The sequence below is a fragment of the Enterococcus sp. DIV1090 genome (assembly GCF_050537975.1).
Taxonomy (GTDB): domain Bacteria; phylum Bacillota; class Bacilli; order Lactobacillales; family Enterococcaceae; genus Enterococcus; species Enterococcus faecalis.
In genome coordinates, this window is sequence record NZ_CP172917.1 from 284583 (window position 1) to 311569 (window position 26987).

Annotated in this window: 23 protein-coding genes and 2 other annotated features; of the genes, 16 read left to right on the plus strand and 7 right to left on the minus strand. The window is 37.9% G+C overall.

The window, feature by feature from the left end:
- Positions 1-24: 24 nt before the first annotated feature.
- The gene (locus IGL48_RS01470) at positions 25-1248 is read left to right on the plus strand and encodes an amidohydrolase family protein (protein WP_002389547.1); all 1224 of its coding nucleotides are present in this window, start codon (positions 25-27) and stop codon (positions 1246-1248) included.
- A 139-nt stretch (positions 1249-1387) separates the two neighbouring features.
- Here IGL48_RS01470 and IGL48_RS01475 read toward each other — a convergent pair whose 3' ends face one another.
- Positions 1388-2899 (minus strand): helix-turn-helix domain-containing protein, encoded by a 1512-nt coding sequence (locus IGL48_RS01475; protein WP_010824375.1) that lies wholly within the window; start codon positions 2897-2899, stop codon positions 1388-1390.
- A 74-nt stretch (positions 2900-2973) separates the two neighbouring features.
- On the opposite strand from IGL48_RS01475, the gene IGL48_RS01480 reads away from it, so the two are divergent.
- From IGL48_RS01480 to IGL48_RS01490, 3 genes are all read left to right on the plus strand, one after another.
- Complete coding sequence (locus tag IGL48_RS01480; RefSeq protein WP_025190669.1) at positions 2974-5109, plus strand: vWA domain-containing protein; 2136 nt, start codon at positions 2974-2976, stop codon at positions 5107-5109.
- A gap of 426 nt (positions 5110-5535) precedes the next feature.
- Positions 5536-6927, plus strand: a complete 1392-nt coding sequence (locus IGL48_RS01485; protein ID WP_002375809.1) for a PcsB-like coiled-coil domain-containing protein — start codon at positions 5536-5538, stop codon at positions 6925-6927.
- Between the two features lie 117 nt (positions 6928-7044).
- Positions 7045-7274 (plus strand) — a binding site (T-box leader).
- Positions 7275-7334: 60 nt separating this feature from the next.
- The gene (locus IGL48_RS01490) at positions 7335-8462 is read left to right on the plus strand and encodes a 5-methyltetrahydropteroyltriglutamate--homocysteine S-methyltransferase (RefSeq protein WP_002373195.1); all 1128 of its coding nucleotides are present in this window, start codon (positions 7335-7337) and stop codon (positions 8460-8462) included.
- 52 nt (positions 8463-8514) lie between these two features.
- Here the strand turns inward: IGL48_RS01490 and IGL48_RS01495 are convergent, their stop codons facing one another.
- Both IGL48_RS01495 and IGL48_RS01500 read right to left on the minus strand, forming a co-directional pair.
- Positions 8515-9699 (minus strand): AI-2E family transporter, encoded by a 1185-nt coding sequence (locus IGL48_RS01495; RefSeq protein ID WP_002355262.1) that lies wholly within the window; start codon positions 9697-9699, stop codon positions 8515-8517.
- 15 nt (positions 9700-9714) lie between these two features.
- Positions 9715-10230, minus strand: coding sequence for an HdeD family acid-resistance protein (locus tag IGL48_RS01500; RefSeq protein ID WP_002395439.1), 516 nt, complete (start codon positions 10228-10230; stop codon positions 9715-9717).
- 192 nt (positions 10231-10422) lie between these two features.
- Here IGL48_RS01500 and IGL48_RS01505 point away from each other — a divergent pair, with 192 nt between their 5' ends.
- From IGL48_RS01505 to IGL48_RS01530, 6 genes are all read left to right on the plus strand, one after another.
- Positions 10423-11109, plus strand: a complete 687-nt coding sequence (locus tag IGL48_RS01505) for a DUF969 domain-containing protein (RefSeq protein ID WP_002355265.1) — start codon at positions 10423-10425, stop codon at positions 11107-11109.
- Positions 11106-12050, plus strand: coding sequence for a DUF979 domain-containing protein (locus IGL48_RS01510; protein WP_002355267.1), 945 nt, complete (start codon positions 11106-11108; stop codon positions 12048-12050). Before IGL48_RS01505 ends, IGL48_RS01510 begins: the two co-directional genes overlap by 4 nt.
- Before the next feature lie 15 nt (positions 12051-12065).
- Complete coding sequence (gene pcp, locus IGL48_RS01515) at positions 12066-12707, plus strand: pyroglutamyl-peptidase I (RefSeq protein WP_002355269.1); 642 nt, start codon at positions 12066-12068, stop codon at positions 12705-12707.
- A gap of 136 nt (positions 12708-12843) precedes the next feature.
- Positions 12844-13019, plus strand: a binding site (T-box leader).
- 89 nt (positions 13020-13108) lie between these two features.
- A complete protein-coding gene (gene nhaC, locus IGL48_RS01520; RefSeq protein WP_002383673.1) occupies positions 13109-14554 on the plus strand; it encodes a Na+/H+ antiporter NhaC in 1446 nt (481 codons plus the stop codon).
- Positions 14555-14705: 151 nt separating this feature from the next.
- Entirely contained in the window at positions 14706-15140 is a 435-nt protein-coding gene (locus IGL48_RS01525) for a MarR family winged helix-turn-helix transcriptional regulator (protein ID WP_002370202.1), read from the plus strand.
- A gap of 4 nt (positions 15141-15144) precedes the next feature.
- Positions 15145-15780, plus strand: a complete 636-nt coding sequence (locus tag IGL48_RS01530) for a nitroreductase family protein (RefSeq protein ID WP_002358386.1) — start codon at positions 15145-15147, stop codon at positions 15778-15780.
- A gap of 42 nt (positions 15781-15822) precedes the next feature.
- On the opposite strand, the gene IGL48_RS01535 is transcribed toward IGL48_RS01530, so the two are convergent.
- On the minus strand, positions 15823-16656 hold the full coding sequence (locus IGL48_RS01535; protein ID WP_016615922.1) for a Cof-type HAD-IIB family hydrolase: 834 nt from the start codon (positions 16654-16656) through the stop codon (positions 15823-15825).
- Positions 16657-16839: 183 nt separating this feature from the next.
- Between IGL48_RS01535 and IGL48_RS01540 the strand changes: the two genes are divergently transcribed.
- The 3 genes from IGL48_RS01540 to IGL48_RS01550 are packed head-to-tail and all read left to right on the plus strand — an operon-like array spanning position 16840 to position 21057.
- The gene (locus IGL48_RS01540; protein ID WP_048949362.1) at positions 16840-18588 is read left to right on the plus strand and encodes a PTS transporter subunit EIIC; all 1749 of its coding nucleotides are present in this window, start codon (positions 16840-16842) and stop codon (positions 18586-18588) included.
- Positions 18579-20612, plus strand: coding sequence for a BglG family transcription antiterminator (locus IGL48_RS01545; protein WP_048949363.1), 2034 nt, complete (start codon positions 18579-18581; stop codon positions 20610-20612). Before IGL48_RS01540 ends, IGL48_RS01545 begins: the two co-directional genes overlap by 10 nt.
- Before the next feature lie 10 nt (positions 20613-20622).
- Positions 20623-21057 (plus strand): PTS sugar transporter subunit IIA, encoded by a 435-nt coding sequence (locus IGL48_RS01550; RefSeq protein WP_002358391.1) that lies wholly within the window; start codon positions 20623-20625, stop codon positions 21055-21057.
- 255 nt (positions 21058-21312) lie between these two features.
- On the opposite strand, the gene IGL48_RS01555 is transcribed toward IGL48_RS01550, so the two are convergent.
- A complete protein-coding gene (locus IGL48_RS01555; RefSeq protein ID WP_015543884.1) occupies positions 21313-21408 on the minus strand; it encodes a type I toxin-antitoxin system Fst family toxin in 96 nt (31 codons plus the stop codon).
- 245 nt (positions 21409-21653) lie between these two features.
- On the opposite strand from IGL48_RS01555, the gene IGL48_RS01560 reads away from it, so the two are divergent.
- Genes IGL48_RS01560 through IGL48_RS01570 form a run of 3 tightly spaced genes read left to right on the plus strand, consistent with a single transcriptional unit; the run spans position 21654 to position 25047 of the window.
- Positions 21654-23426, plus strand: coding sequence for a PTS mannitol-specific transporter subunit IIBC (locus IGL48_RS01560; RefSeq protein WP_002387897.1), 1773 nt, complete (start codon positions 21654-21656; stop codon positions 23424-23426).
- Between the two features lie 14 nt (positions 23427-23440).
- Positions 23441-23878: a PTS sugar transporter subunit IIA gene (locus IGL48_RS01565; RefSeq protein WP_002355279.1), complete on the plus strand. Its 438-nt coding sequence runs from the start codon at positions 23441-23443 to the stop codon at positions 23876-23878.
- A gap of 14 nt (positions 23879-23892) precedes the next feature.
- The gene (locus tag IGL48_RS01570) at positions 23893-25047 is read left to right on the plus strand and encodes a mannitol-1-phosphate 5-dehydrogenase (protein WP_002386082.1); all 1155 of its coding nucleotides are present in this window, start codon (positions 23893-23895) and stop codon (positions 25045-25047) included.
- Between the two features lie 67 nt (positions 25048-25114).
- Here the strand turns inward: IGL48_RS01570 and IGL48_RS01575 are convergent, their stop codons facing one another.
- Entirely contained in the window at positions 25115-26230 is a 1116-nt protein-coding gene (locus tag IGL48_RS01575; RefSeq protein ID WP_010824378.1) for an NAD(P)/FAD-dependent oxidoreductase, read from the minus strand.
- A 78-nt stretch (positions 26231-26308) separates the two neighbouring features.
- Positions 26309-26947, minus strand: coding sequence for an NAD(P)H-binding protein (locus IGL48_RS01580; protein WP_010822477.1), 639 nt, complete (start codon positions 26945-26947; stop codon positions 26309-26311).
- Between the last annotated feature and the right edge of the window lie 40 nt (positions 26948-26987).

Consider the following 26987-nt stretch of genomic DNA (forward strand, 5'->3'; position numbering starts at 1 on the left):
AAAACAATTTAGGGAGTGGAAAACATGGATTTATTAATTAAACAAGTTCGTCTTCAAGACGGTGAAGCATTACAAGATGTAGCTATTAAAGAAGGAAAAATCATTGAAATCGCCCCAGTTATTACTGGCGATGCCAAAGAAGTCATCGAAGCAGATGGTCGTGTTTTAATCCCAGGTTTTGTAGAAAGCCATTTACATTTGGACAAGGCATTAATCGCTGATCGTAAACCAAATAAATCAGGTACGTTGAAAGAAGCAATTGAAGTAACCGCAGAATTAAAACCAACATTTACCGAAGAAGACATTTACGACCGTGCCAAACGTGCTTTAGAAATGTTAATCGTTCATGGAACCACGGCGTTAAGAACGCATGCAGAATTTGACCCAGCGCAAGGTTTTACTGGCTTCAAAACAATTATGCGTTTGAAAGAAGAATACAAAGAGTTAATTGACATGCAAGTAGTTGCGTTTCCGCAAGAAGGAATTTTTAAAGCCCCTGGAACAGAACAAATGATGTATGAAGCAATGGATATGGGCGCAGACGTTGTCGGCGGTATTCCTTATAATGATGCACCAGCGAAAGAACATATTGATTTAGTGTTTGAAATTGCTAAAAAATATGATAAAGATGTAGATTTACACCAAGATTTTGCCGATGAAGCTGATGATATGAGTATTGAATATTTATGTGAAAAAACCATCGCTGAAGGCTACCAAGGCCGTGTTTCAGTGGGCCACTTAACGGCATTGCATGCCTTACCTGAAGCAGAATTGGCGCCTATTATTGCAAAAATGGCGGAAGCAAATATTAGCGTGATGGCTTTACCAGCAACGGATTTACATTTAGGGGCTCGTGGTGATCAGTACAATGTTCGACGTGCGGTTACGCCAATCCGTAAATTACGCGATGGTGGCGTGAATGTCTGTATTGCTACAAATAATATTCGCAATGCTTTTACACCATATGGCACAGGGGATATTGTTCAAACAGCGATGCTAGCCATTCCTGTTGGACACCTAGGTGGAGCGGATGACTTAAAAACAGTGCTACCAATGGTAACAACAAGTCCTGCTCGTGCGATGGGACTAGAAGGATACGGTGTTGCAGTTGGGAATAAAGCAGATTTAGTCTTATTAGACACAAAAGTGGTTGAACATGCGATTATTGATATTCCAGAACGGTTATATGTTATTAAAAACGGCCGTGTTACAGTCAAGACAGACAAAAAAGTCGAAATCATTCGTTAAGAAAAAGAACAAAAAGCTCAAAATGTTAGTTGTCAAAACTAACATTTTGAGCTTTTTTGATAAAGGTGAAGATGTGTTTGATTGATCCTGTTTTAGTTATTTTTTTGTTCCACGAGTTCTATTTATTAACAGAATTAAATCATTTCTTTGCTACCAACCGAACTAATTGTTCTTGAATCGCTAGTAAGTCAGTTAAAGAAACTTGCGCATTAATTAATAAAAATGGTGCAGCTTGTTTTACTTGCAGCAAAGGCGTAGTGCTTAAATAAAGGTCGTACCTATCTTCTTCAGACAATTGATTAATTGCAAGGTGATAGAAACTTGCAAACGTTTCACGAATTCGTTGAATGATAATCGCTTCAATCGGTGTAGGTAAGTCTGTTTCTATTTTTATGTGAATTGTTTGATTGAAAGCTGTTGGAGCAGTAATTAACGTGTAGGCCATCGATAATTGAAGGCCTAAGCCAGTTTGTTTAGCTGGGTTCGAAACATAGATGTCTTGCTCGGCGACTATCTTTTGTGCATGCTCAAATAAATGAGCAAAATTTTGTAATAAATACTTCTTAATATTGTAGCCAGTAAGTGTAAAATCCATTTGTTCAAATAACTCTACGAAAAGAAGACCAGCCACTAATTGTTTTGTGAATAAGCCCCTGTTTTTTGTCGTTTCAAAGGCATGAGGGTTTTCTGTTTCAAGGGAGTGAAGAATCTTTTTAATAAAAGAATTCGTCTCTGAAAATGGTTGGTTAGGTTCGATTAAATCTATAAAATGTTTGTTCGAGAGTTGTACTGTTGTATTTGTTAATAGAAATAAAAAAATCAGCTGGCTTTCACTCTTGGGTAACAGAAAGGCGTTCGTTAATTGATTTTCTAAATGTTCTTTTAGTAGATGATGAGTATCAACAAATTGAAGCAGTACTTCTTGATCTTCATCAGATAAAGAAGAAATAGATTCAGAAAGCAGGAAATTTGTCTGGAATCCCTTTCGATAACGAATAATATTTACCGCTAAAATATAACAAATAAGTTTCATATTCAATTGATTGGCTGGGAAATAGCCTAAAGCAATCAGCTCTTTCGCAAGGGTTTCACATTTTGTTTGCGAAACGTCAGCAAATGGCCAATCGAGACCAGAAAAAACGCGCCAAAAGAAAGCAATCATGAAAAAACGAATGCGTGGTTCAGCACCAACTAAACGAATCTCGCCTTTGGTTCTCTGGATCGAAAAATCAAAGGTTTTTAAAATGGTATCTAACTCAGCAACCTTATGCCGAACAGTTGATTCGGATAAGAATTGGTCCATACTAAATTTTGTTAAATGAACATTACTTTCAAAGAATAGTTTTTCGAGCAATGTAAAATACGGACTACTTTGCAAAATTTGCTTCGTCAAAATTTTATATTCTTTTTTTGATCCCATGAAACAATAGCCTTTACCTCGCTCGGCAGAGAAAATATGTGAACAATTATTAGCCAATACATAAGGTTTACTAATTAAGGATTCGTAGTATTTATTGATTGAACGTCGATCCATTTGTAACAATTGACTAAGCGTTTCAATACGAATAAAGTTTTTTTTATGGTACAACAAACGCAGTAAATCCAATTCCTTTTTAACTTCTGAGCCGAAAAAAGTGTCTAATATTTCCATTATTCTTCTCCAATTGGTTCGATTCTTTTTATTAAAATAAGTATAACTTGTTTTTTATTCGATTGTTTAAAAAAATGTACTTAACAAGTACATTTTTTTGTCTCCTTAAAAGTTATTTCTGTAGTAAGTTACATATATCGCTCAAATTTCATTTGAATGAGAAATTACTTACCACAAAGGAGTTAAAAAAATTGAAAAAAACAACCTTATTTTTATTTATGTTCTTTTTCCTAATGACTATTTTTAGTATAGACGTTTCCGCAGAAACATACAATTTTAACTATAAAAATGACGAACAAGGTCATTATTTAACGAACGGAATTAGTGAGGGAGACACAAACAATTATGATTATGGTCATGCCCCTGAAGCGACATTTGACGAAGAAAAATATGTGAATTATGGAGATGAAGCTTATTTGAAGAAAAGTGTGGCGGCTGTAACAGGCCAGCAAGGGCTTTTTAATGTGACTTTAGATGTAAAAGGAAATCAGACAGAAAGCCCTATTGATCTAGTGCTAGTGATTGACTATTCTTCGTCAATGAAAGGTGAAAAATTAAACAACGCTTTGAAAGGTTTGCAACAATTCGGCGAAGAACTTTCAGATTCATTAACAGATGGTCATGTTCGAATTGGTATCGTTGCCTATAATCGACTAACTTACTCCACCGCGGATTTTTCTACAGACATGAATGACTTAGAAGACTTTTTAAGAAATACAGCCGAGCCACATTCAGGTACGTTTATGCAAAAAGGCTTGCTAGAAGGGCAACGTTTATTGGCTGAAAAAAGTCGTCCAAATGCAAAAAAGATGTTGGTTCATATTGGTGATGGTAGTGCAAATGCTAGTTTTTTACCTAGAGAAAATGCTCAAAGCTATCCCAATAATGGTGAAATTATCGATTACAACGGTTACCATACATCGTCCTACATGGAAGAGTTTCAAACAGAATCCAATCAGTACTATACAAGTAACAGTGCTTCTACTGATGCTAACGCTATCCAAACAAACAGTACAACAGTGACAGATAATACGTTAGGAACCATTGTTTCTCTAAAAAAATCAGGAGATACTTATTATTCAATTGCAGCTAATCCTTCGTTAAGAGGAGAGTATATTAGTAGGAATATAGCTTCTGATCCTAAAAATTATTTGATTATTGATGAAAATTTATCTGGTTTGGGCACTGCACTGAAAGAATTAGCTGGGAGTATCAATAATACTATCCATGAGGGGCTCATTATCGATCCAATGGGAGAAAATATTCTTTTACAAGGTGCTGGGAATTTCACAGAAGATAACTACCAACTAAAAGGTTGGCGAAAAATGCCAACGGGTGAATGGTTAGAGGCTAGTGACTTATTGACTGATGTCGTAGTTACAGAAGAAAATCAAGTGCTCCATATTTCTACTATTTCATTAGGAAAGAACGAACGTTTAACATTAACTTATCAGATTAGATTGAACACAGAAACAAATGATTTTAAAGGAGATACATGGTTTTTATGTAATGATCGTACTACGTTACAACCAACTCCAGAAGAAGAAACAGTTGATTTTCCGATTCCAGCAATTAAAGCACCTACTGTACAATTAAAATTGATTAAGAACTGGGAAAATATTACAGAAAAAGAAATTCCAGAAGCAATTCAATATCAAGTAACTCGAAAAGCGACAACAGATGAAACTGCTTGGTCCACTTCAGAAGTCATGCAATTAACCCAAAAAGAAGGCTATCAAAAGCTGATTAATCAAGTAACGGTTAATGGCGCAGAAGTAGCATTACCAAAGTTTAATAACAGGGGTGAAGACTTTGTATATCAGATAGAAGAAGTGAACGTGCCAGCTGAATTTGACAGTATAATGACAAAGACAAAGGATGAATTTATCCTTACAAATCGTCGTAAAGAAGTTGTTTCCAGCACAACAGATACAAGTACGAATGAGGCTTTAAGTTCTGAGACTGCTACAACAAATTCGAGTGCTGAAAAACCAATTGTTGTAGAAACTACCACAACAACCTCAGAACTCAAGGATAATAATTTCTCAGCAGAGACGAACACAACAGCAAAAAAAATAACGAAGGCTACACCCAATGATAGACATTTGCCAAAAACAAACGAAACCCAGAAATTTCAAAGAGCATTCTTACTATTAGGTGGTTTGTTGGTAGGTTTATCTGGATTCTATTTACTTAAGCAGAGAAACTAAAATAATTCTTTAAATAAAGCAATAAAAGGCGGCTCAACGAAGCGGCCTTTTTCTTGGTTCATTACCAAAATATAACGAATTTTGTAACAAAAACGTTTGATAAAAAGAAGGAAAAATGATTAATTTTACGAAAAAAAGCATATATCGACAAAAAAGAAGCAAAATTTGAATAAAAAAAGAAAAAATATGAAAAAAAATCGAAGAATTGTTTAACAATTGAAAACACGTGAAAACCAGTCGTGACAAGGTGTAAAAGCCTTACAAAAGGTAAGTTTACCTATTATGGAGAAAGAACGAGTGATCTGAAATGTTTTTGTAACATTTCTATTGCTTAATTGAAATATGGGTGTGGTAGAATGTTTTTGTCGTAAGAAAAGATTAAGATATTTTAAATAAACTTTAGAAATTAATTCGGAGGAATGACAAGTGAAGAAACGTCTATTTGCATCAGTATTACTATGTTCATTAACGCTATCAGCAATTGCTACCCCAAGCATAGCTTTGGCGGACAATGTTGATAAAAAAATTGAAGAAAAAAATCAAGAAATTTCATCATTAAAAGCAAAACAAGGGGATTTAGCTTCACAAGTATCTTCTTTAGAAGCAGAAGTATCTTCAGTATTTGATGAAAGCATGGCTTTACGTGAACAAAAGCAAACACTAAAAGCAAAATCAGAACAATTACAACAAGAAATTACAAACTTGAATCAACGTATTGAAAAACGTAACGAAGCAATCAAAAATCAAGCACGTGATGTTCAAGTTAATGGACAAAGCACAACAATGCTAGATGCAGTTTTAGATGCGGACTCAGTTGCAGATGCAATCAGCCGTGTTCAAGCTGTTTCAACAATCGTAAGTGCCAACAACGACTTAATGCAACAACAAAAAGAAGACAAACAAGCGGTTGTTGATAAAAAAGCTGAAAACGAGAAAAAAGTGAAACAACTTGAAGCAACAGAAGCTGAATTAGAAACAAAACGTCAAGATTTACTTTCTAAACAATCTGAATTAAACGTAATGAAAGCTTCATTAGCATTAGAACAATCATCAGCTGAAAGTTCTAAAGCTGGCTTAGAAAAACAAAAAGCAGCTGCTGAAGCAGAGCAAGCACGCTTAGCTGCTGAACAAAAAGCTGCAGCTGAAAAAGCTAAACAAGCTGCTGCAAAACCAGTTCAAGCTAAAGCTGAAGTAAAAGCAGAAGCACCAGTTGCCTCTTCTTCAACAACAGAAGCACAAGCACCAGCAAGCTCAAGCTCAGCAACTGAATCAAGCACGCAACAAACAACTGAAACAACTACACCAAGTACAGATAATAGTGCAACAGAAAATACTGGCTCTTCTTCATCAGAACAACCTACAACACCAAGTGATAATGGAAATAATGGTGGTGGACAAGAAACACCAGATCCAGTAACTCCAACTCCTGGTAATGGCGGTGGCAACGGCAACGGTAATGGTAACGGTGGACAAACACCTCCTCCTGTTGCGGCTGACCCAACAATCAATGCATTGAACGTTCTACGTCAATCATTAGGTTTACGTCCAGTAGTATGGGATGCAGGTTTAGCAGCTTCTGCAACTGCTCGTGCAGCACAAGTTGAAGCAGGCGGTATTCCAAATGATCACTGGTCTCGTGGAGATGAAGTTATCGCAATTATGTGGGCGCCAGGTAACTCAGTAATCATGGCGTGGTACAATGAAACAAACATGGTAACAGCTTCAGGTAGCGGTCACCGTGATTGGGAAATTAACCCAGGTATTACACGTGTCGGTTTTGGTTACTCAGGTAGCACAATCGTAGGACACTCAGCCTAATCAGCAATGATAAAAATAGACGTAAGCAGCTTCTGAAAAGAAGCTGCTTTTTTCATTACTATTTCATCCGTCTCCGTTGACAAATTTGCTAAACGTGGTATTCTAATTATAATCTAATAATTTCCGTTGAATAGGAAAGTAAATACAAGACAGCTGGTAGAGAGACTTTGGTTGGTGAAAAAAGTTAGATGTCTGTATCGAAAAATGGCCTAGGAGGAATTTTTGTCGAAACGTAGGCAAAAACGTAATGTCTTTCGTTAACAAGACCGCTGATTATGATTGTCAGTTGAAGGGAAAGAGTCATCTTTCCGAAAAAAGGTGGTACCGCGATAATAATCGCCCTTTTACTAGTTACGGCTAGTAAAAGGGCGTTTTTTTATAAATAAAAATAGGAAAGAGTGAGGCAAATGAGTAGTCAGATTCCTTTTACAGTTGATCATGTGGGAAGTTTTTTACGTCCAGAAACAATTAAGAAAGCACGGAAAAAGGTCCAAGCAGGTGCTTTATCTCAAGCAGAGCTACGTCTTATTGAAGATGAAGAAATCAAAGCATTAGTAGCAAAACAAAAAGCTGGCGGCTTACGGGGAATCACAGATGGTGAATTTCGTCGCGGTTTTTGGCATATTGATTTCTTAGAAGGATTAAATGGTGTGACAGGCTATATCCCAGAAACGGGGTATAACCAAACCTTTCATGGAAAAGCAGCTCCGGCCTATAATATCCGCGTAGTGGATAAAATATCTTTTCCTACGCAACATCCATTTTTAGAGGACTTTTCATTTTTAAAAGAGGTGGTGGAAGTTGGTGATGGAACGGTAGCCAAAGCAACGATCCCTAGTCCGACCATGATTTTACGTCAAGAAATTTTATCTAACGATGGCACCTCGCGCATTCAAACAATTTATCCAGAGATTGGTGCTTTTTATAAGGATTTAGCACAAACATATAAAGACGCAATTGCGGCCTTTTACGAGAGAGGTTGCCGTTATTTGCAATTTGATGATACAAATTGGGCGTTTCTAGCGGATCAGACAAAACAAGAAGAATTACGAGCAAAAGGAATACAGCCAGAAGAAATTGCACAAGTGTGTACCACGATTATTAATGAAGCCTTAGCTGGCAAGCCAGAAGATTTAACTGTAACCACGCACATTTGCCGTGGGAACCATGCTTCGTCTTGGTTATTTTCAGGTGGTTATGAACCGATAGCAAAAGAATTATTTGCTACGAATTATGATGGTTTCTTCTTGGAATATGACTCAGATCGTGCAGGGGACTTTTCACCATTAAGACATTGGCAAAATAATGGCAGCAAAGTCGTTTTAGGTTTAGTTACTTCTAAGTTTCCTGAATTAGAAGAGACTGAACAAGTGAAAGCACGAATTGAAGAAGCCCAACAGTTTGTTCCTTTAGAAAACTTAAGTATTAGTCCGCAATGCGGTTTTGCTTCGACGGAAGAAGGAAATCGTTTGACGGAGAAAGAACAATGGCGCAAAGTTCAATTACTTCAAGAAATTGCTAGAGAAGTATGGTAAAAAAAACTGGGACATAAGTCTAAACGGCTTATGTCCCAGTTTTTTCATTGTATTATTTTAAATATTGATCTTTAGTAAAATTCGTGTGTTCATACTCGCCGTTGTCACCATAAAAGCGGTTATAGCGTTGTTTGAATTTGCGGAATAAATAAATGACTGTCACTTTAACTAGGCAATACATTGGAATCCCGAAGATAACGCCCATTAAACCAAACAGTTCGCCCATAACTAACAAGACAAGTAAAATAGTAATCGGATGGACTTTTAATTTATCGCCCATCACACGAGGAATAACAAAATCACCATGAATCAATTGGATGGCAAACCAGACGATAACGAATTTTACTACCATAAATGTGGAATCCTGAAAGGCAATAATCAATCCAGGAATAAAGGCAATAAATGGCCCGATATAAGGAATAATACATAAAATACCCGCAGCTAAAGCTAAAATGCTACCAAATTGTAAACCAATTAATAGAAAAGCTGGCCAATACATAATCCCTAAAACCAACGAAGCAATGACTTGACCTTTTAGATAATCGCCAATTTGAATGTTGGCAATTTGGCTATATTCGTCAAAATCAGGACGAAAAGCTGGGGGAATGATGCCTTTTACAAAGCGATAAAACTTTTCTTTGTCTTTTAAAAGGAAAAAGGCGATGATAGGTCCTGTAAACAAGGTTAGGAAAGTAGAAGAGACTGCAGAAAAGACGCTTCCCAGACCTTGTGCGCCTGTTTGTAGGTAATCCCCTGCAAAGTCTTTAAAGGAGTTTGCAAGTTTGCCCCAGAGCTGATTAATCGACTCATTAGCAGATTCTAAATCTTTTGCAAAAGGTGTTTTAGCCATAAATTCTTGTACTGTTTGGAGCGTGCTTTTCCAAAAACTTGGGAATTGTTTGATTAATTCTTCCGTCTGGTCTTGGATAATTGGGAAAAGTTGCAGTCCAGCTAACACTAGTAATGCAATAATTAAGACATAGAGAATCGCAATCGCCCAAACACGGGGAATTTTTTTCTCAAGGCGTTTCACCATTGGATTAAGCAAATAAAATAGAATAATACCAAAAAGTACCGGGCCTAAGACGGCACTAAAAATAACAAAAATTGGTTTAAAGATAAATGAAACAGTGTTGAATAAAAAGATAGTTACAGCAATTAGACAAAGGATAGTTAATGTGTAAAGTAAATTTTTCCCACCTAAAAAGCGGATCCACTTGGTACTTTCTTTATCCATAAGTTGCTCCTTTCGTTAAGCTTTATTTCTAAAATGACCAATAATTTCAATGACACCCATGAAAATCAGGATAAATCCAAAGACTTGCATCAAAACTAAGAGACTTTTGAAGGGGTTGAAAACTAAAACAGCTCCAGCGATTAAAACCAGAATACTGTAGATAAGCGCGCCTGTTTGACGAGTATTTAAAGCAAAAGTCAATTGAACGAGGCCGTTTATAACGATACTAATCCCTAATAAAAACGGCAGAATCGAAACAATCACCGGTGCAAAAAATAAAAAGGCTACTGCTAAGACGACAAAGATTAAACCTGTTACGAAACCAAGTCCCCAGCTACCCGTTTGTTTTTTTATTTTGTAGTCATCATAAATATTAATTAACCCTAAAAGCATCAAATAACCAGCAATTAAATAACCGACGAACTGGAAGAAAGCACTGGGATTAAAGACAATGGCACTTCCGATAACGATAAAGACGGCGTCGCGCAATAGGGTATGGCGCCGAAAATTTTCTCTAAAAGTTTGGAACATAAAAATCCTCCTCAATGTTATTGTTTCTTTTATTCTAGCGGAAAAAAGAAAAAAGTGCGAGTGGTAGCTCTAAAAAGTGTTGGAAACTGTATCTTTAGAAAAAATAACATTAAAAATTAAAAAAGTCTTACAAATGAGCGAAAATTGGCATATAATGGAAAGTGAAATTTTATTTTAAGAAGGAGAGATTTGATGGATTTATTACCTTTATTAGGCGTATTGATCGTCATTGTCGGCTTCGCATTGAAATTTGATGCTATCTTGATTGTGATGGTTGCTTTAATAGTGACGGCTTTTACTGGCGGGCTTGGTTTGACATCGATGCTAGAAACACTAGGAACAACCTTTGTGAATAATCGAGGAATGGCTATCTTTATTATTATTATGTTAGCAACAGGAACTTTAGAAAGAAATGGCTTGAAAGAGTCAGCAGCTACGTTGATTAAACGATTCAAAAAGGTATCTGCTGGTGTGATTATTGACATTTATGGTGTCTTTCGGATTATCTTCGCCGCTTTTAACGTAAGTTTCGGTGGGGTAGCAGGTTTTGTGCGTCCGATTATTTTGCCAATGGCGTTAGGAACAATTGAATCAAAAAATTTACCAATGGTGCCAGAGTATGAAGAAGAACTAAAAGGGATGGCTTCAGCCATGGAAAATATCTGTTGGTTCTTTGGTCAAGTTCTGTTTGTTGGTGGGGCTGGGGCATTGCTTGTTCAATCAACATTGAAAGATTTAGGCTATGAAGTGACATTAGGAAAATTGGCTTTAGTGGAAGTACCAGTCGCCTTAGTTGCCTTAATTTCGGCAAGTATTTACTTTACTTTAAAAGAAAAAAGATTACGTAAAAAATATTATGGACAGGAGGGACTGAAATGAGTTTTTTCACAGATCCAAGTATTGATTTGAGTGCAAAGTTATTGGAAGTCCTTTATATTTTTATGGGGATTATCTTGTTATATACAAGTTTTCGTAGTTTTCGTGATAAAACCAATCAACATGCGTATGGGACTAGTTTATTCTGGGGAATCTTAGGGATCTTAATCGGTTTTGGTCGGTTTATCCCACCAGTTGCCTGTGGCGTACTTATTTTTGTGATGACAATTCCGGCAATTCTTCAAAAAGTGACAAAAGGAGAAAGTCGCTTACCTTCGAAAGAATACATGGAAAAAATGTCTCAAAAATTAGGAATGAAGATTTTTATTCCCGCACTAAGTATCGGGGTTTTTGCAATTCTTTTTGCCACATTGACTACTTTAGGAGCTTTAGTCGGTGTCGGTGTTGGTGTCTTTGTAGCGATTTTCATCATGATGTTCTTTTCTAAAAATAATACGCCGAAAGTATTTTTTGATGATGCGGCGGAAATGTTAGAAACAGTCGGTCCTCTTAGTACGTTGCCAATGCTATTAGCTTGTTTAGGTGCTGTTTTTACTAGCGCTGGTGTTGGTGAGATTATTTCAAAAGGGGTTAGTGCCGTAGTACCAGCAGGAAATGTCAATGTAGGGATTATTATTTATGCTGTGGGAATGGTTATTTTTACGGCTATCATGGGCAATGCCTTTGCAGCAATAACCGTGATGACAGTCGGAATTGGTGTGCCGTTTGTCTTTTCTTTAGGTGCAGATCCCGCATTAGTTGGGATGGTTGCCTTAACATGTGGTTTTTGTGGTACACTGTTAACACCGATGGCTGCGAACTTTAATATCGTACCTGTAGCCATGTTGGAAATGAAAGATAAGTACGGCGTCATTAAAAATCAATTGCCGATTGCACTTTTCATGTTAATTTTCCAAATTGTTTATATGATTCTATTCAAATAAGAAAGGATGATCGAAATGAAAGTTGTCGTTACTGGCTTTGATCCATTTGGAGGAGAAGCAATCAATCCTGCCTTTGAAGCAGTCAAAAAATTACCTGCTGAAATTGCAGGAGCTGAAATTATTAAAGTGGAGGTGCCAACTGTTTTTGGCACTAGTGGTGAAAAAGTGGCTGAAGCAATTGAAACCCATCAACCAGATATGGTGATTTGTGTTGGACAAGCAGGCGGCCGCCAAACAGTCACTGTTGAAAAAGTGGCGATTAATTTAGCGGAAGCGCGTATCCCGGATAATGCAGGACAACAACCAAGCGATGTGCCGTTGGTTGAAGATGGAGCAACAGCCTATTTTACAAATTTACCGATTAAAGCGATGGTAAAAAATTGTCATGACCATCAATTACCTGCAGCGATTTCTTATACAGCAGGAACTTTTGTATGTAATGATATTATGTATCACTTACTACACTTAATTAACACTAAATATCCAACTATTCGTGGCGGATTTATTCATGTTCCGTTCCTACCAGAACAAACAATTGATAAACCAACGTTTGCTTCTATGTCATTAGAAGCAATCACAGATTCTTTGTTCTATATGATTGAAGCAGCGGTAAAAACGCAAGAAGATATTCAACTACAAGGTGGCACAACCCACTAATTAACAGGCGCTTTCGTGAGAACGGAGGCGCTTTTCTATTTTTACAAAAAGAAAAAGTAATTTTTGTTGGCGTGTGAAAAAATTTTTTATGCTATTTTCGTTGACAAGTCGGTTTCTTCTTGGTATATTGAGATTCATAAATTATTAGCCCAGTAGGAAATAGATGTTTTGTTCAGAAAGTCGATGGTTGCTGCGAATCGATCAAGTCTATTTGTGAATTACACTAATAAGTAGTAACAATTACATAATACATAAGCGAGAAGCAAGTAAGCTTCTAATTAAGGTGGTACCGCGGAGAGATTCGTCCTTATTCTTTAAGGATGAATCTCTCTTTTTATGTAGCTTTAGGAGGCGTTTTCAATGAGTTGTGGAGGGGTTATTCGTTATCATAAGATCCTTTAATGTCAGAGTATTCAGAAAAAAGATTAGAGGAGAGTAACGAAATGAAAGAAAAACAGAAAAAGAAGACCGTGAGTGTTCGAGAAGCAAGTATCGTTTTATTAATTATTGTGGCAGCTATTGCAACAGGAGTAATTGGCTTAAAGATATCGCCAAATATTACTATTTTGTTTGTGATTGCATTGATTTTAGGCTACGCAATGTTTCGTAAAGTACCATTTGATCAAATGCATAAAGGGATTGTTGATGGCTTGAAGCCAGGAATTATTCCAATTTTTATTTTCATTTTAGTGGGGGCATTGATTGCCGTTTGGATTCAAGCAGGAATTATTCCAACGATTATGGTTTTTGGTTTTAAAATGATTAGTGTTAAATGGTTTGTGCCGTCAGTTTTTATTGTCTGTGCGATTGTCGGCAGTGCAGTAGGTAGTGCTTTTACAGTGATGTCAACAATTGGAATTGCCTTTTTCGGTATTGGCAGTACCTTAGGGTTAAATCCTGCTTTAGTTGTGGGGGCGATTGTTTCTGGTTCAGTTTTTGGTGATAAAATGTCGCCTTTATCAGAATCAACAAACTTAGCCGCAGCGATTGTTGAAGCGGATTTATTTAAACATATAAAAAACTTGATGTGGTCGACTGTACCAGCATTTATCGTCTCTTTAATCTTGTTTATGATTTTAGGACAAACGTACGCGAATACAAGTCTGACAGAAGTAGTTCAAGTTATTCAAGTATTGGAAGACCACTTTACCATTTCAATTTGGTCATTGTTACCATTAGCCTTAATGTTAATCTGTGCCTGGCGCAAAATTCCAGCGATTATCACGATTTTGTTGAACATTATTGTGGCAGTAATTATGATTATTATTCAAAATCCGAAAGTATCGTTGCAGGCATTAGGAAACACGTTGGAAAATGGGTTTGTTTCTCAAACGGGGAACGCACAAATTGATCAATTATTAAGTCGTGGCGGAATTATGAGCATGATGCCGACTGTGGCACTTATTATTCTAACGTTGTCTCTAGGTGGCTTATTAATGGAATTAGGATTGATTTCTGCGGTCATGGAAGTTGTTTCGCAGAAAATGAGCAGTACACCGAAATTGATTTTATCAACGTTATTAACAGGAATTGGCGTAAATATTTTTATTGGTGAACAATTCCTATCGGTTATTTTACCAGGGAATGCCTTTAAAGAAGTTTACAAAAAAGAAGGCTTGGATCCGACTGTTTTAGGCAGAACCTTGGAGGATGGCGGGACGGTTATTAATTACCTCATTCCTTGGGGGATTGCAGGTAGCTTCGTAGCGGGGACCTTTGGCGTACCAACGTTGACTTACTTACCATTTGTTTTCTTTAGCTTATTATCGCCGGTCTTCTCAATGGTCAGTGCGTTTACTGGTTTAGGGATTAAGCGGTTATCAGCAGAACCTGTTACCGAAAAATAGGTTGATTAAAATAGAACAGTTGATGGGGAATACTGTAGTTTCTCTCTGTCAATTGTTCTATTTTTCTTGTAAAAAAGGTTGCATTTTTAGAAAGAAACAGTTATAGTTGACTAGTCAATTGTTGACGAGTCATCTTTTTAAGGAGGAAACTATGTCGTTATCATTACGGGAAGTCAGCCAATTATTATGTCAGTTAAAGGTATTAGATCAAAAAATTACCAAAGTTTTTGAAGAGCAAGTTGGCTTGAGTTTGACTCGTTATGAGTTGCTGATGATTTTAAAAGAACGTCAGCCGTGTCTTCAAACGGAGATTCAAGAACACTTAAAAATCGATAGTGGTGCGGTCACTCGCCATTTGAAAATTTTAGAAGAGAAACAGTATGTGACACGACAGCGAAATCCAGAAAATAATCGGGAAGTGCTAGTGCATTTAACAGAAAAAGCACAACAAGAACTACAGCAATGTACAGCCAAGCAACAAATGGTAACAGAAATTATTCCCAGTACATTTACAAAGGACGACTGTCGCCAGTTAAAAGAACTTTTGACAAAACTAGATCAAAGCATTACAACGAAAGAGGTATGATAGAATGACAACATATACAACGAATGATTTTTCAGAGATTGTTTTTGGCCGCAAATCGGTTCGGGTGTACGATGAAACCCATAAAATTTCTCATGAAGAAATGTTAACAATGATTCAAGAAGCGACCACTGCCCCTTCTTCTGTTAACATGCAGCCATGGCGTTTTGTCGTAGTGGAGAGTGAAGCAGGCAAAGAAAAATTAAAACCCTTAATTCGCTTTAATACGCGTCAAAATGAAACATCTTCTGCAATGCTCTTAATTTTTGGTGATCTAAACTGCCATGAGCGAGGAGAGGAAATTTACAATCAAGCCTATGCTAGTGGTAAAATGCCTAAGGAAGTGCGGGACCAACAATTAGCAGCCATTATTCCCCATTATGAAAGTTTAAGCAGAGAACAAATGAATGACATCGTAAAAATTGATGCGAGTTTAGCAGCTATGCAATTTATGTTAGTGGCCCGAGCTCACGGATATGAAACAAATCCAATCGGTGGTTTTGAAGCGGAAAAATTAGCCGAAACATTTGGTTTAGATCAAGAGCGCTATGTCCCAGTAATGATTTTATCTGTGGGTAAGGGCATGGAAACTGGCTATGAATCTGTTCGTTTAGCACCAGAAAAAATCACGACATTTGAATAGGCAATAAAAAATGACGGCGTACGCTTGCATCAACCAACGATCTTAAAGAAAGTTGGCTAATGCAACAGCGATGCCGTCATTGTCGTTGGATAAAGTGACTTCCGTTGCGATGCTTTTAAGCTCGTCAACGGCGTTTTCCATAGCAATCCCCGTGCCGGCCCATTCCAACATTGTATAATCGTTGTGACCATCACCAAAAGCAATTACTTCTTCAGCAGCTATACCTAACTGTAGGGTTAGTTTTTCTAAAGAACGCGCTTTATCAATATTTTTTGCGGTAAATTCAAAATAGAAAGGAGCGGAAAAAGCAGCGGTGACGGTTTCTTTGAAAGGCGCGTAGATGGCCTCATGATATTTTTGTAAATAGGCGGGTTCACCAGCAATTAAAATTTTGTTCAAGGGAAAGTTTAGTCTGGCGGCTAAATCACGCCACTCACATAATTGAAAGTTGCCACCCCGTGATTCATATTCAATAATATTAAAATCACCAGTCTCTAAATGTAAGGTGTTATGAAAAACATCATTGACATACATAAATGTTTCATCATTAATCATTGGAATTACGTCAAATTGTTTCAAATGCTCTAAAATTTGTTGACTCAATGACTTTGAAATTGTCTGATTAAATAGTTGTTGCTGACTGCCGTGATGGGTGACACAAGCGCCGTTATAGGAAAGTAAGTGTCCATTATAATGAGCCATCTCCAATTCATCTGCTAAGAGCCGCATACCGTTAGTCGGGCGGCCAGAAGCCAAAATCAGTGATAGGCCTTGTTTTTGTGCAGCTACTAGTGCTTGTCGCGTTTTTGGTGAAATCTTTTTTTCTGAAGTTAACAAGGTACCATCAATATCCATTACAATTGCTTTGATTGCCATAATTGGCCTCCAATCCGAAGAGTTTCTTTCTTTTAGTATAAAAGTTTTTTCTATTAATGTAAACGGATTCTCTTGTGAGGTGTATAAAAGAATTATTTTATAAAAATCTATACTATTTTTTTGTGAAATTTCATATAATAGAAGTATTCTAATTATCTACATAGAGAGCGAGGGACAAGGAATATGAAGGAAAAAGAAATGCATTCGCTCTTTTTTAAACATAAGTTTGTGAAAGTAACTCCCTATTTACGTCGTTTTGGTCATCGTTTGAGTGGGATGATTATGCCAAATTTGAGTATTTTTATTGCGTGGAGCTTATTGTCTTTGGTGGCTGGCTATACGACAGGGAATCTACGGCTAGCTCTTTCTGAAGTCGAAATGATAATGATTCGAGTTGTTTTACCGATTCTAATTGGTTTTACAGGCGGAAAAATGTTCGAGGAACAACGTGGCGGCGTTGTTGCTGCTATTGCGACAGTGGGCGTGATTGTTTCCACAGATGTTCCACAGTTGTTTGGTGCTATGTTTATTGGTCCTTTAGCAGGATATACTTTCGCCAAAATTGAACAAATTCTCTTACCGAAAGTTAAAGAAGGCTATGAGATGCTGACTAAAAACTTTTTAGCAGGAATTGTGGGAGGACTGCTTTGCTGTTTTGGTATTCTGGTTGTGGCTCCGGCTGTTGAAAGTGCTAGTTTTTGGCTGTATCAATTTTCTTCTTGGTTAATTGAAGCCAATCTTTTGCCATTGGTTCACGTTTTCTTAGAGCCCTTAAAAGTGTTATTTTTTAATAATGCGATTAACCATGGCTTATTAACGCCTCTAGGTTTAGAAGGTGCTAGTCAAACAGGTCAGTCCATTTTATTTTTATTGGAAACAAATCCTGGACCAGGCGTGGGCGTTTTGGTTGCTTTTCTGCTGTTTGGGCCTGTAGGACAACGAAAAACAGCAGGGGGTGCCACCATGATTCAACTGATTGGGGGTATTCATGAAATTTATTTTCCGTTTGTTTTGATGGATCCGCGCTTATTTTTAGCAGTAATTGCTGGAGGAATGAGTGGTACGCTTGTTTTTCAAATATTTAATGTGGGTCTAAGTGCTCCAGCTTCGCCAGGTTCATTGGTTGCGATTTTAGCCAATGCCCCGACTGAGGCAAGGCTGGCGGTTTTTAGTGGAATTTTTGTTAGCTTTCTGTGCTCTTTTGCAATAGCAAGCTTGTTATTAAAACGTCAACGAGGAACTGAACCAGTTTCAATGATAAAGATGAAGGAGAAGGAGGAAGACCAAGTGAAAACAGCCACACCTAATTATCAGCAAATTTTATTTGTTTGTGATGCAGGAATGGGCTCAAGTGCCATGGGGGCTAGTTTGCTAAGCCGACAATTAAAAGCGGTGAACTTGGAGATGCCTGTGACTTACCAGTCCGTTCATCAGATGAAGTGGCAGCCTAAGACATTAGTGGTCATTCAAGCAGAATTGAAACAGTTAGCACAAAAGTACGTCCCAGAAAAGGATATGGTGAGTGTTCAAAATTTTTTAGAAATTAAATCCTATTACCCGCAAGTTTTAGCCAAACTGACTGCTTCTTCTCAAGAGCAATCTTCACTTGGTTCAGAGTCTACTGGAACGAACCCGACCAAACAAATACAGAAGCTTGTTTTTTTATATGCCGAGAATGTTCGAGGATCGCAAACAATGGGAATGGAATTATTGCGGCAACAAGCGGCGAAACAAGGAGTCGCGATTGAAGTATCTAAAGAACCACTGGAAACAGTCTTTTTTACCAAGGAGACAACCTACGTAGTGACTCGTGAACTGGCGCAAGCCTATCATTTAGATCTAACGCAACAAAATTTATACGTAGTTACTAGTTTTTTGAATAAGAAAGAGTATCAAGAATGGCTGGAAGGAGGAGCTGATAGATGTTTTTAACGACAAGAGAAACTGTTCTATTAACGGAATTAGTGAATAGTCCTACCCCCGTTTCAGTAAACCGCATGATGAATTTGTTAAAGGTTAGCCGCCGGACGGTATATCGTGAATTAGAAAATTTAGAAACCTCGCTAGCATCGATGGGCGCGACGTTGGAAAAAGTAGCTCGTGGGCGCTTTTCGATTCAAGCAGATGAAGCAGCGATGACGGAAATTCAGGCTGCTATTTTAGGAGAAGAGACACAGGAACTTTCTACTTTGGCGCGGCAACATGCGATTTTATTGACATTACTTCAAACAAAAGAGCCAGTCTCTATGCATTATTTTCTGGAAACGTATTGTATTAGTAATACGACTTTTTATGCCGATATTAAACAATTAGAAACACGGATTGCTCGGATTCCGTTGACGATTTCTCGGAATCAAGGCTATGAAGTGACTGGTTCTGAAAAATATCGCCGTCTTCTAATGGCGAATATTCTAAGTATGGAAATTAATGAGTACCAATTTTTTCATTTTACCGAATTAACGACAAACGACCATTTTTTCTTTCAGTTTATTCATGCAGAACATTTAGCATTTGCACAAACAATTGTTCAGCCAGAAGTAGAAACTTTATTTCCAGCATTAAGTGATCGCAAATTACAACATTTGATTTTAATGTTAACAATTGCGATGGATCGAGTCACTGCAGGTTTTTATTTAGCTGATGAGACCTATACTGGGCAGATGAATAAGGCCTTTCTAAATTGTTCTAAACGACTTTTTTCAAAAGTCGCTGCTGAAACGAAACAACTATACGCTGTCAATGAGATTGTTTTTTTTGCTAGCTTATTAAGTGATTTTTCTAATTCTTTTGATGAAGATTTTTTTGATGAACATTTTGACACTCAGCTGGCTTATGCAGTGAAACAACTGATTGAAGCAGTAAGTCAAGAAACAGAAGTTAATTTTTTCGAAGATACCAATTTGTATAAAATGTTGTTGACGCATTTATCAGGTGTTTTTTCGCGGGCGGTTTTACAAGAAGAAGATTTAACGAATCCCATTTTAGAACGGATCATGAATCAATATCAAGAAATAGCTGCGGCTTTACGCCAAGCGTTGCCGCAAATTTTTCCGCAAAAGAATTTATCGGAAGAGGAAATTGCCTACATGGTACTTCATTTTGCCAATTCTTTAGAGCGGAGTCCCAAAATTATGGAAGTTGATATTGCTGGTTTTTCTCCTAGCGGTTTGGCTTCGACAAGTATGCTGGAAATGCGATTACGGCGCTACTTTCCTTTTATCAACCAGATTCATTTTTTTCGGATTGCGGATTTAGGTAAGGTGAATGTTGAGGAAAACTATGACTTAGTGATTTCCACTTCGTTATTACCAGGATACAATGGTAAATATAAATTGATCTCACCGTTACTTTTAGACGATGAAATCCGCCAATTGAAAGAAGAGTTTAAGCGGATTAGTCACGAAAAACGCTCGCTTAGGAAAGCGCCTGTGAAAAAAATAGGTGGCGAAGAAAGCTACGAAACAGTGGTCGCTTTCATGGAAGAAATTAGTAAACTATTAGAAACATTTTTCATAGCAGATTTAAATACTCAAGCGGATTTAGCAGAAACCGTTCAACAAGCTCTCGCGCAACTTTCCGCAGATTTAATCACCGATAGTGCAATCGTCTGTCAGCAATTGATGAAACGTTACGAGCAAGCGCCTATTGGGATTCCTCAGACGGAAATGGCCTTATTCCATACCTCAAGTACAGCAGTGACACAGCCTGTTTTTTGTATTTTTAATCTGGCCCAGCCACTTATGATTGAAGGTATGGATAAAAAGCCGATGCAGTTACAACGTATGTTACTCATGCTAGCGCCAATGCCGATTGATGAAACAATCGGGAAAATTTTAGGAAAAATCAGTGGTGCGATTATTATGAATGATTTAAATACAGAAATTTTTCATTCAGGAAATGAAGCCATTGTTTATCAGTTGCTTTCGTCATTATTAATTGAAGAAATGAAAGGCTAGGTGTTGAGAGATGTTTGAAATTACAGCGGAGCAAATAATGTTGAATCAATCGTATGCTAGTTGGGAGGAAGCACTTGCAGCTTCTGGTGAATTACTGCTAAAAAATCAGTTGGTCACGCCTGACTATGTCAAAGCAATGTATCAACGTCAACAAAAAGTCAGCGTGTATATCGGTAACTTCGTGGCATTGCCTCATGCGGAAGGACAAGATGAACAAGTTTTAAAAGAAGGGATTTGCTTTATTCAAGTGCCTGATGGGGTCAACTTTGGTACGGAAGCAGATCGAAAAATAGCTACTTTGTTATTTGTCGTTGCTCTAAAAAGTCAACGGCAACTAAGCATGCTTCAAGAATTAGCTTTTTTCTGTTCAGATCTCGAAAACATTCAGCGGCTCAGTGATTGTCGAACAATAGATGAAGCGCAAAAAATTCTGGCTCAAGCCTAAAGTTACGTCTGAAAAAATCAATTCAATTTGAAATGTTCAATAATTATTGAAATAATTTTATATTAAAAAATAAAATATTTTAATTTAAGAGATCAAACAAAAAAGATAAGAAGATTCCTTGACAAAAAATAGGCCCTATGATAAATTTAAGGTAACTTGTGACAAAGTCGTGCATGGATGCACTAAAAAGACACCCTATCAGTAGTAGGGTGTCTTTTTTTGCTGTTTAGACAGCAGCGGTTGAAAGCAACTTGTTTATTCCTCGTTCTGTTTTTCCAACCAAATGGTTACAAGTTTCAGGACAATCCCGACAAAAATCGGCACAAGAATTTTTGTGACAATCTCGTACATGTGATGCACCTCCTTTCGAGGCAAGTCGCCAATTTGAGTATAGCATAAAAAGTTGTTCATTTATTATTGAAATTATTAGAAATGGAATAAGCACGTGTTTTCTGGTTTTCGTAACTAGAGAACACGTGCTTTTTTCTTTCAACTTTTGGCACAATGGTTTGTGCCAAAGTACGACTTTTTCCAGATTCGGAAAGCGGATACAATTTAGTCAACAAGAAAAGTTACTTGAGAGAAGGGGAATAAACATGGAACAAGTACCAGAAAAAAATAAAGTATCAATTAAAGCAAAAGTCCAAAGACTTGGCAGTACCTTATCTAGCATGGTGATGCCCAATATCGGGGCGTTGATTGCGTGGGGCGTTTTGACAGCGCTATTTATCCCAGATGGATATCTGCCAAATAAAGCCTTTGCCACGATGGTTGGCCCAATGTTGACCTATTTAATTCCATTATTAATTGGCTACACTGGTGGGAAAGTAATTGCAGGTGATCGCGGTGCCGTAGTTGGCGCAATTGCGACAATGGGCGTGATTGTGGGAACCGATATTCCGATGATGCTAGGTGCCATGATTATGGGTCCACTTGGTGGCTTTACAATTAAGAAATTTGATCAGTATTTCCAACATCGGATTAAAGCTGGTTTTGAAATGTTAGTAAACAATTTTTCAGCTGGATTGATTGGTTTTGCGTTAGCTTTACTTGGTTTTTCAGCGATTGGCCCAATTGTCGATGCGCTGACTGCTGCAATGGCACGTGGTGTGGAAATCATTTTAAATGCTCATTTGATTCCATTAACGAGTATTTTTATTGAACCGGCAAAAGTGCTCTTTTTAAACAATGCGATTAATCATGGCATTTTAACACCCCTAGGGACAGAACAAGTCTTATCGGCTGGTAAATCAATTCTTTTCCTATTAGAAGCAAACCCTGGTCCTGGGTTAGGTGTCTTATTAGCATTTATGTTTTTTGGAAAAGGTGCGGCAAAATCTTCTGCGCCGGGAGCAATAATTATTCATTTCCTTGGTGGTATCCACGAAATTTACTTCCCATATGTAATGATGAAACCGTTATTATTCTTATCGGTTATTGCAGGTGGCGCGACAGGTAGTTTGGTTTTCCAAACGTTAGATGCTGGTTTACGTGCGCCCGCTTCACCAGGCTCCATTATAGCTATTTTAGCGATGACACCAATGGGTTCTTACTTACCAGTTATTTTAGGTGTTTTGGCAGCAACTGCTGTTTCCTTTGCAGTATCCGCAGTCATTTTAAAAGCAGATGCGAAAGAAGAAAGTGATGAATTTGCCCAAAAAGTGAAAGAAACCCAAGCTGCTAAAGCAGCATCAAAAGGATTAACTGTCACAAATGGTAGTGCTTCATTGTCAGGAATTCAACAAATTATTTTTGCTTGTGATGCTGGGATGGGCTCTAGTGCAATGGGTGCGTCTATCTTACGGAAAAAGGTCCAAGAGGCTGGTTTAGTACAAACTGTGACGAATCGGGCCATTAATAATTTGACCGATGAGGGAAATACATTGATTGTCACACAAGCGGAATTGCAAGAACGGGCCAAACAGAAAGCACCTAATGCAACCTTTGTAGCAGTTGAAAACTTCTTGAACTCACCACGTTATGATGAAATTGTGGCTGAACTATCAGGTACCAAAGAAAAAAACGACGCACAACCAACAGTCTCCAAAGCAACACCTGCTTCTGAAATTGAGGGAGATTTAGCAAATGTCAATGAGATTCTTTTGGTTCACGATGATCGTGTCGGGTCAGCGACGATGGGAATGAAAGTCTTAGAAGAAATTTTAGATAAAGAGAAAATTTCAATGCCGATTCGAAAAATTAATATTAATGAATTAACTCAACAAACACAGGCTTTAATTGTCACAAAAGCTGAACTAACGGAACAAGCCCGTAAAAAAGCACCGAAAGCGACACACTTATCAGTAAAAAGTATGGTTAATCCCCAAAAATATGAAACAGTGGTTTCGCTCTTAAAAGAAAGTGCCTAGAGAGGAAGAAAACAATGGAAAATCTTACGAATATTTCAATTGAATTAAATCAACAGTTTAATACAAAAGAAGAAGCTATTCGCTTTTGCGGCGAAAAACTAGTCGAGGCAGGCTGTGTTGAGCCCGCTTATATCGAAGCAATGATTGAAAGAGACCAATTGCTATCTGTTTATATGGGGAATTTTATTGCCATTCCTCATGGAACAGAAGAAGCCAAAAAATTAGTGAAAAAATCAGGAATCTGTGTAGTGCAAGTCCCAGAGGGCGTTAATTTTGGCACCGAAGAAGATGAAAAAATTGCTACCGTATTATTTGGGATTGCCGGAGTCGGTGAAGAACATTTGCAATTAGTCCAACAAATTGCACTTTATTGTAGTGATATGGATAACGTAGTGCAACTTGCCGATGCATTAAGTAAAGAAGAAATAACAGAAAATTTAGCCATTGCTTAAAGGAGAGAATAAGAATGAACGCAGTACATTTTGGAGCAGGAAATATTGGACGCGGCTTTATCGGCGAAATTTTAGCTAAAAACGGGTTTCATATTACGTTTGTGGATGTTAATGAAACCATCATTCAAGCGTTAAAAGAACGTAAAAGTTATACAATTGAATTGGCCGATGCCTCACATCAACAAATTAACGTTGAAAATGTGACCGGATTAAATAACATGGCAGAACCAGAAAAAGTAGTAGAAGCAATTGCGGAAGCCGATTTAGTCACGACGGCGATTGGTCCCAATATTTTACCAAGAATTGCTGAATTAATTGCCCAAGGAATTGATGCACGTGCCGAAGCAAATTGTCAAAAGCCGCTGGATATTATCGCTTGTGAAAATATGATTGGTGGTTCAACCTTTTTAGCAGAAGAAGTGGCCAAATATTTGAAAAACCCAGCTTATGCTGAACAATGGATTGGTTTTCCTGATGCGGCGGTTGATCGGATTGTTCCATTACAAAAACATGAAGATCCACTTTTTGTTCAAGTTGAGCCTTTTTGTGAATGGGTCATTGATGATACCAACCGAAAAGCCAAAGAGATTCAGTTAGAAGGGGTTCATTACGTTGCTGATTTAGAGCCGTATATTGAACGAAAATTATTTAGTGTAAACACTGGCCATGCTACAGTTGCCTATACAGGGGCGTTGTTAGGCTATCAAACCATTGACGAAGCGATGCAGGACGCCTTAGTGGTAGCACAACTCAAATCAGTTTTGCAGGAAACTGGTAAACTTTTAGTGGCTAAATGGAATTTTGATGAACAAGAACATGCAGCCTATATTGAAAAAATTATTCAACGTTTCCAAAATAAATATATTTCAGATGCTATTACACGTGTAGCACGGACACCAATCAGAAAATTAGGTGCGCAAGAACGGTTTATTCGACCAATCCGTGAATTACAGGAACGCAATCTAGTGTCGCCGCATTTATTAGCAATGATTGGTATTGTCTTTAATTATCATGATCCAGAAGATGAACAAAGCCGTCAATTACAGGAAATGCTTGACCAAGAAAGTGTTGATACAGTGATCGCTGAAGTAACAGGCATTGAAGATCCAGAAACGGTTAAAAATATTAAACAAAACGTAGAACGCTATGCGCGACCACAAGTAGCATAATAACAAAATCCTTCTACCAAGATACTTCACATTTCTTAATTAAAGGGAAAAAACAACCGCTCGCTGATTAAAGTGAGGGGTTGTTTTTAACATATTGACTAAGTGGTTTTTGATAAAGCTCTCCTTTGAAGGCACCTGTATTGAAGTATTCAGCTAATTGGTAACCAATGAATGGGCCAGTAGTGAGTCCTGATGAACCAAGTCCGCTAGCAACCACAAGGTGGGGCAGCTCTGGCAAAGGACCAAAAAACGGAGCGAAATCAGATGTATAAGCACGTGTACCAACGCGGTAATGCATGGGTTGCTTAAAAAGCTGATCTGCTTCTTTTAGAAATGGCGCAGTCCCAGAAGTTAGTTGTTGAAAAGCGCTAACAGTCTCTTCTAAATCCCAGGCTTGTTCATTTTCGTGGGTGGCACCTAATAAAATTTTTCCTTGATTAAAAGGAATTAAATCGGCTTCGCCATCTAACATAGCGACAGGCCATTGCTGACTGTTTGTAAAAGGGGTCTCGAAAACTAACAATTGTCCTTTTTGGGGACGAATGTCCACAGATAAATTTAAAGTAGCGAGTAATTCCTTTAAATGAGGACCAGGTGTTAAAGCGAGAAAATCAACGCTCTTTTTTCCTGAATTTGTGACAATTTCCCACCCTTGATTCAGTTGTCGAAAGTGCGCCCGTTGTGAACAAAAAGTGACCCCTTTGGCTTCGGCGCGTTTCTGAAGATGGTTTAGATAAGCTGGTCCATCTAGGCGACCGCCGCCAGAAATAAAAAGTGAGGGAGTTTCCTTAAGTAGCGGTAAGAACTTCGCTGTTTGAACCGCTGACAACATCGTGATTTCTCCAATTTCAGGTGCAGTTTGCTTACGCTCTTCTGCCAAATGGGCTAAGTCTGCCAAAGCGGCTGCCGGGCGCAAAATGACTGTCCCTGATTGACGATAAATATCCTCCGTCAGCTGAAAATCTTTGACTAGCTTTGGAAATAGGGCAGCGCCCTCTCGCGCTAATTGGTACCATTTCTTATTCCGACGTTTGGATAGCCAAGGGGAAATAATCCCGGCGCTCGCTTTAGTCGCTTGGCCGAGCCCTTCATCATAAACGGTAATGTCAAATTTTTGTGGATCTAAATAATTAGCTAACGTCATTCCGATAATGCCGCCGCCGATAATGGCAATTTTTTTCATGCTTCTTCTCTCCTTCGAACAGTTGTATTGTAACACAAAAAAACCGCCTCTAGACAGAGACGATTGGGAGATAACTTGTTAACGGGTCCTTCTGTGTGTGTAAATAGAATTGCCGCCTTCTAAAACGTGAACAATTTCTTGTGCCATTTCTGCCACAGACACAGGATCATAGCCAATAAATAAGTTCTTTAAAAAGGGAATTTTCTTAAAAAAATAAATACATTTACTAAAAAGTATGGTGCCGGTACGTTCTTGACCTACAAGTAAACTAGGATAAAAAATCACTGCTTCGGCGACTTCTTGGTGGATTAGTTCCTCCGCTGCCAATTTGGCATCCATATATTTTCTCAAAGGGAAAGGAACAGTATTGGCTGAAATAAATAAAAACTTAGCTGGCTTTTTTTGTTGTGCTAAAAAAGAGCTGATTTTTTTCACGGGCGTCAGAATTAGCCGTTGATAGGTTTTCTTTTTTCGTGGATTTTCAAATAAAATACCTACTGTATCAATGACCCAGTCAGCACGCTGGACTTGTTCTTGCCAATTCGTGTCACGAGTAACATCGGAGCATACCCACTGCACTTGGTGGCTCCAAGATGCGGAGAGCGTGGCAGGCTTTCCATGACGTGAAACACTGATGACTTGATGTTGGCGTTGGACTAAAATTTTCGCGATTTGTTGACCTAAAAAACCGCTACCGCCAAAAATAATGACTTTCATGGCAAGCCCTCACTTTCATTTGTTTCTTCTAGTGTACCTT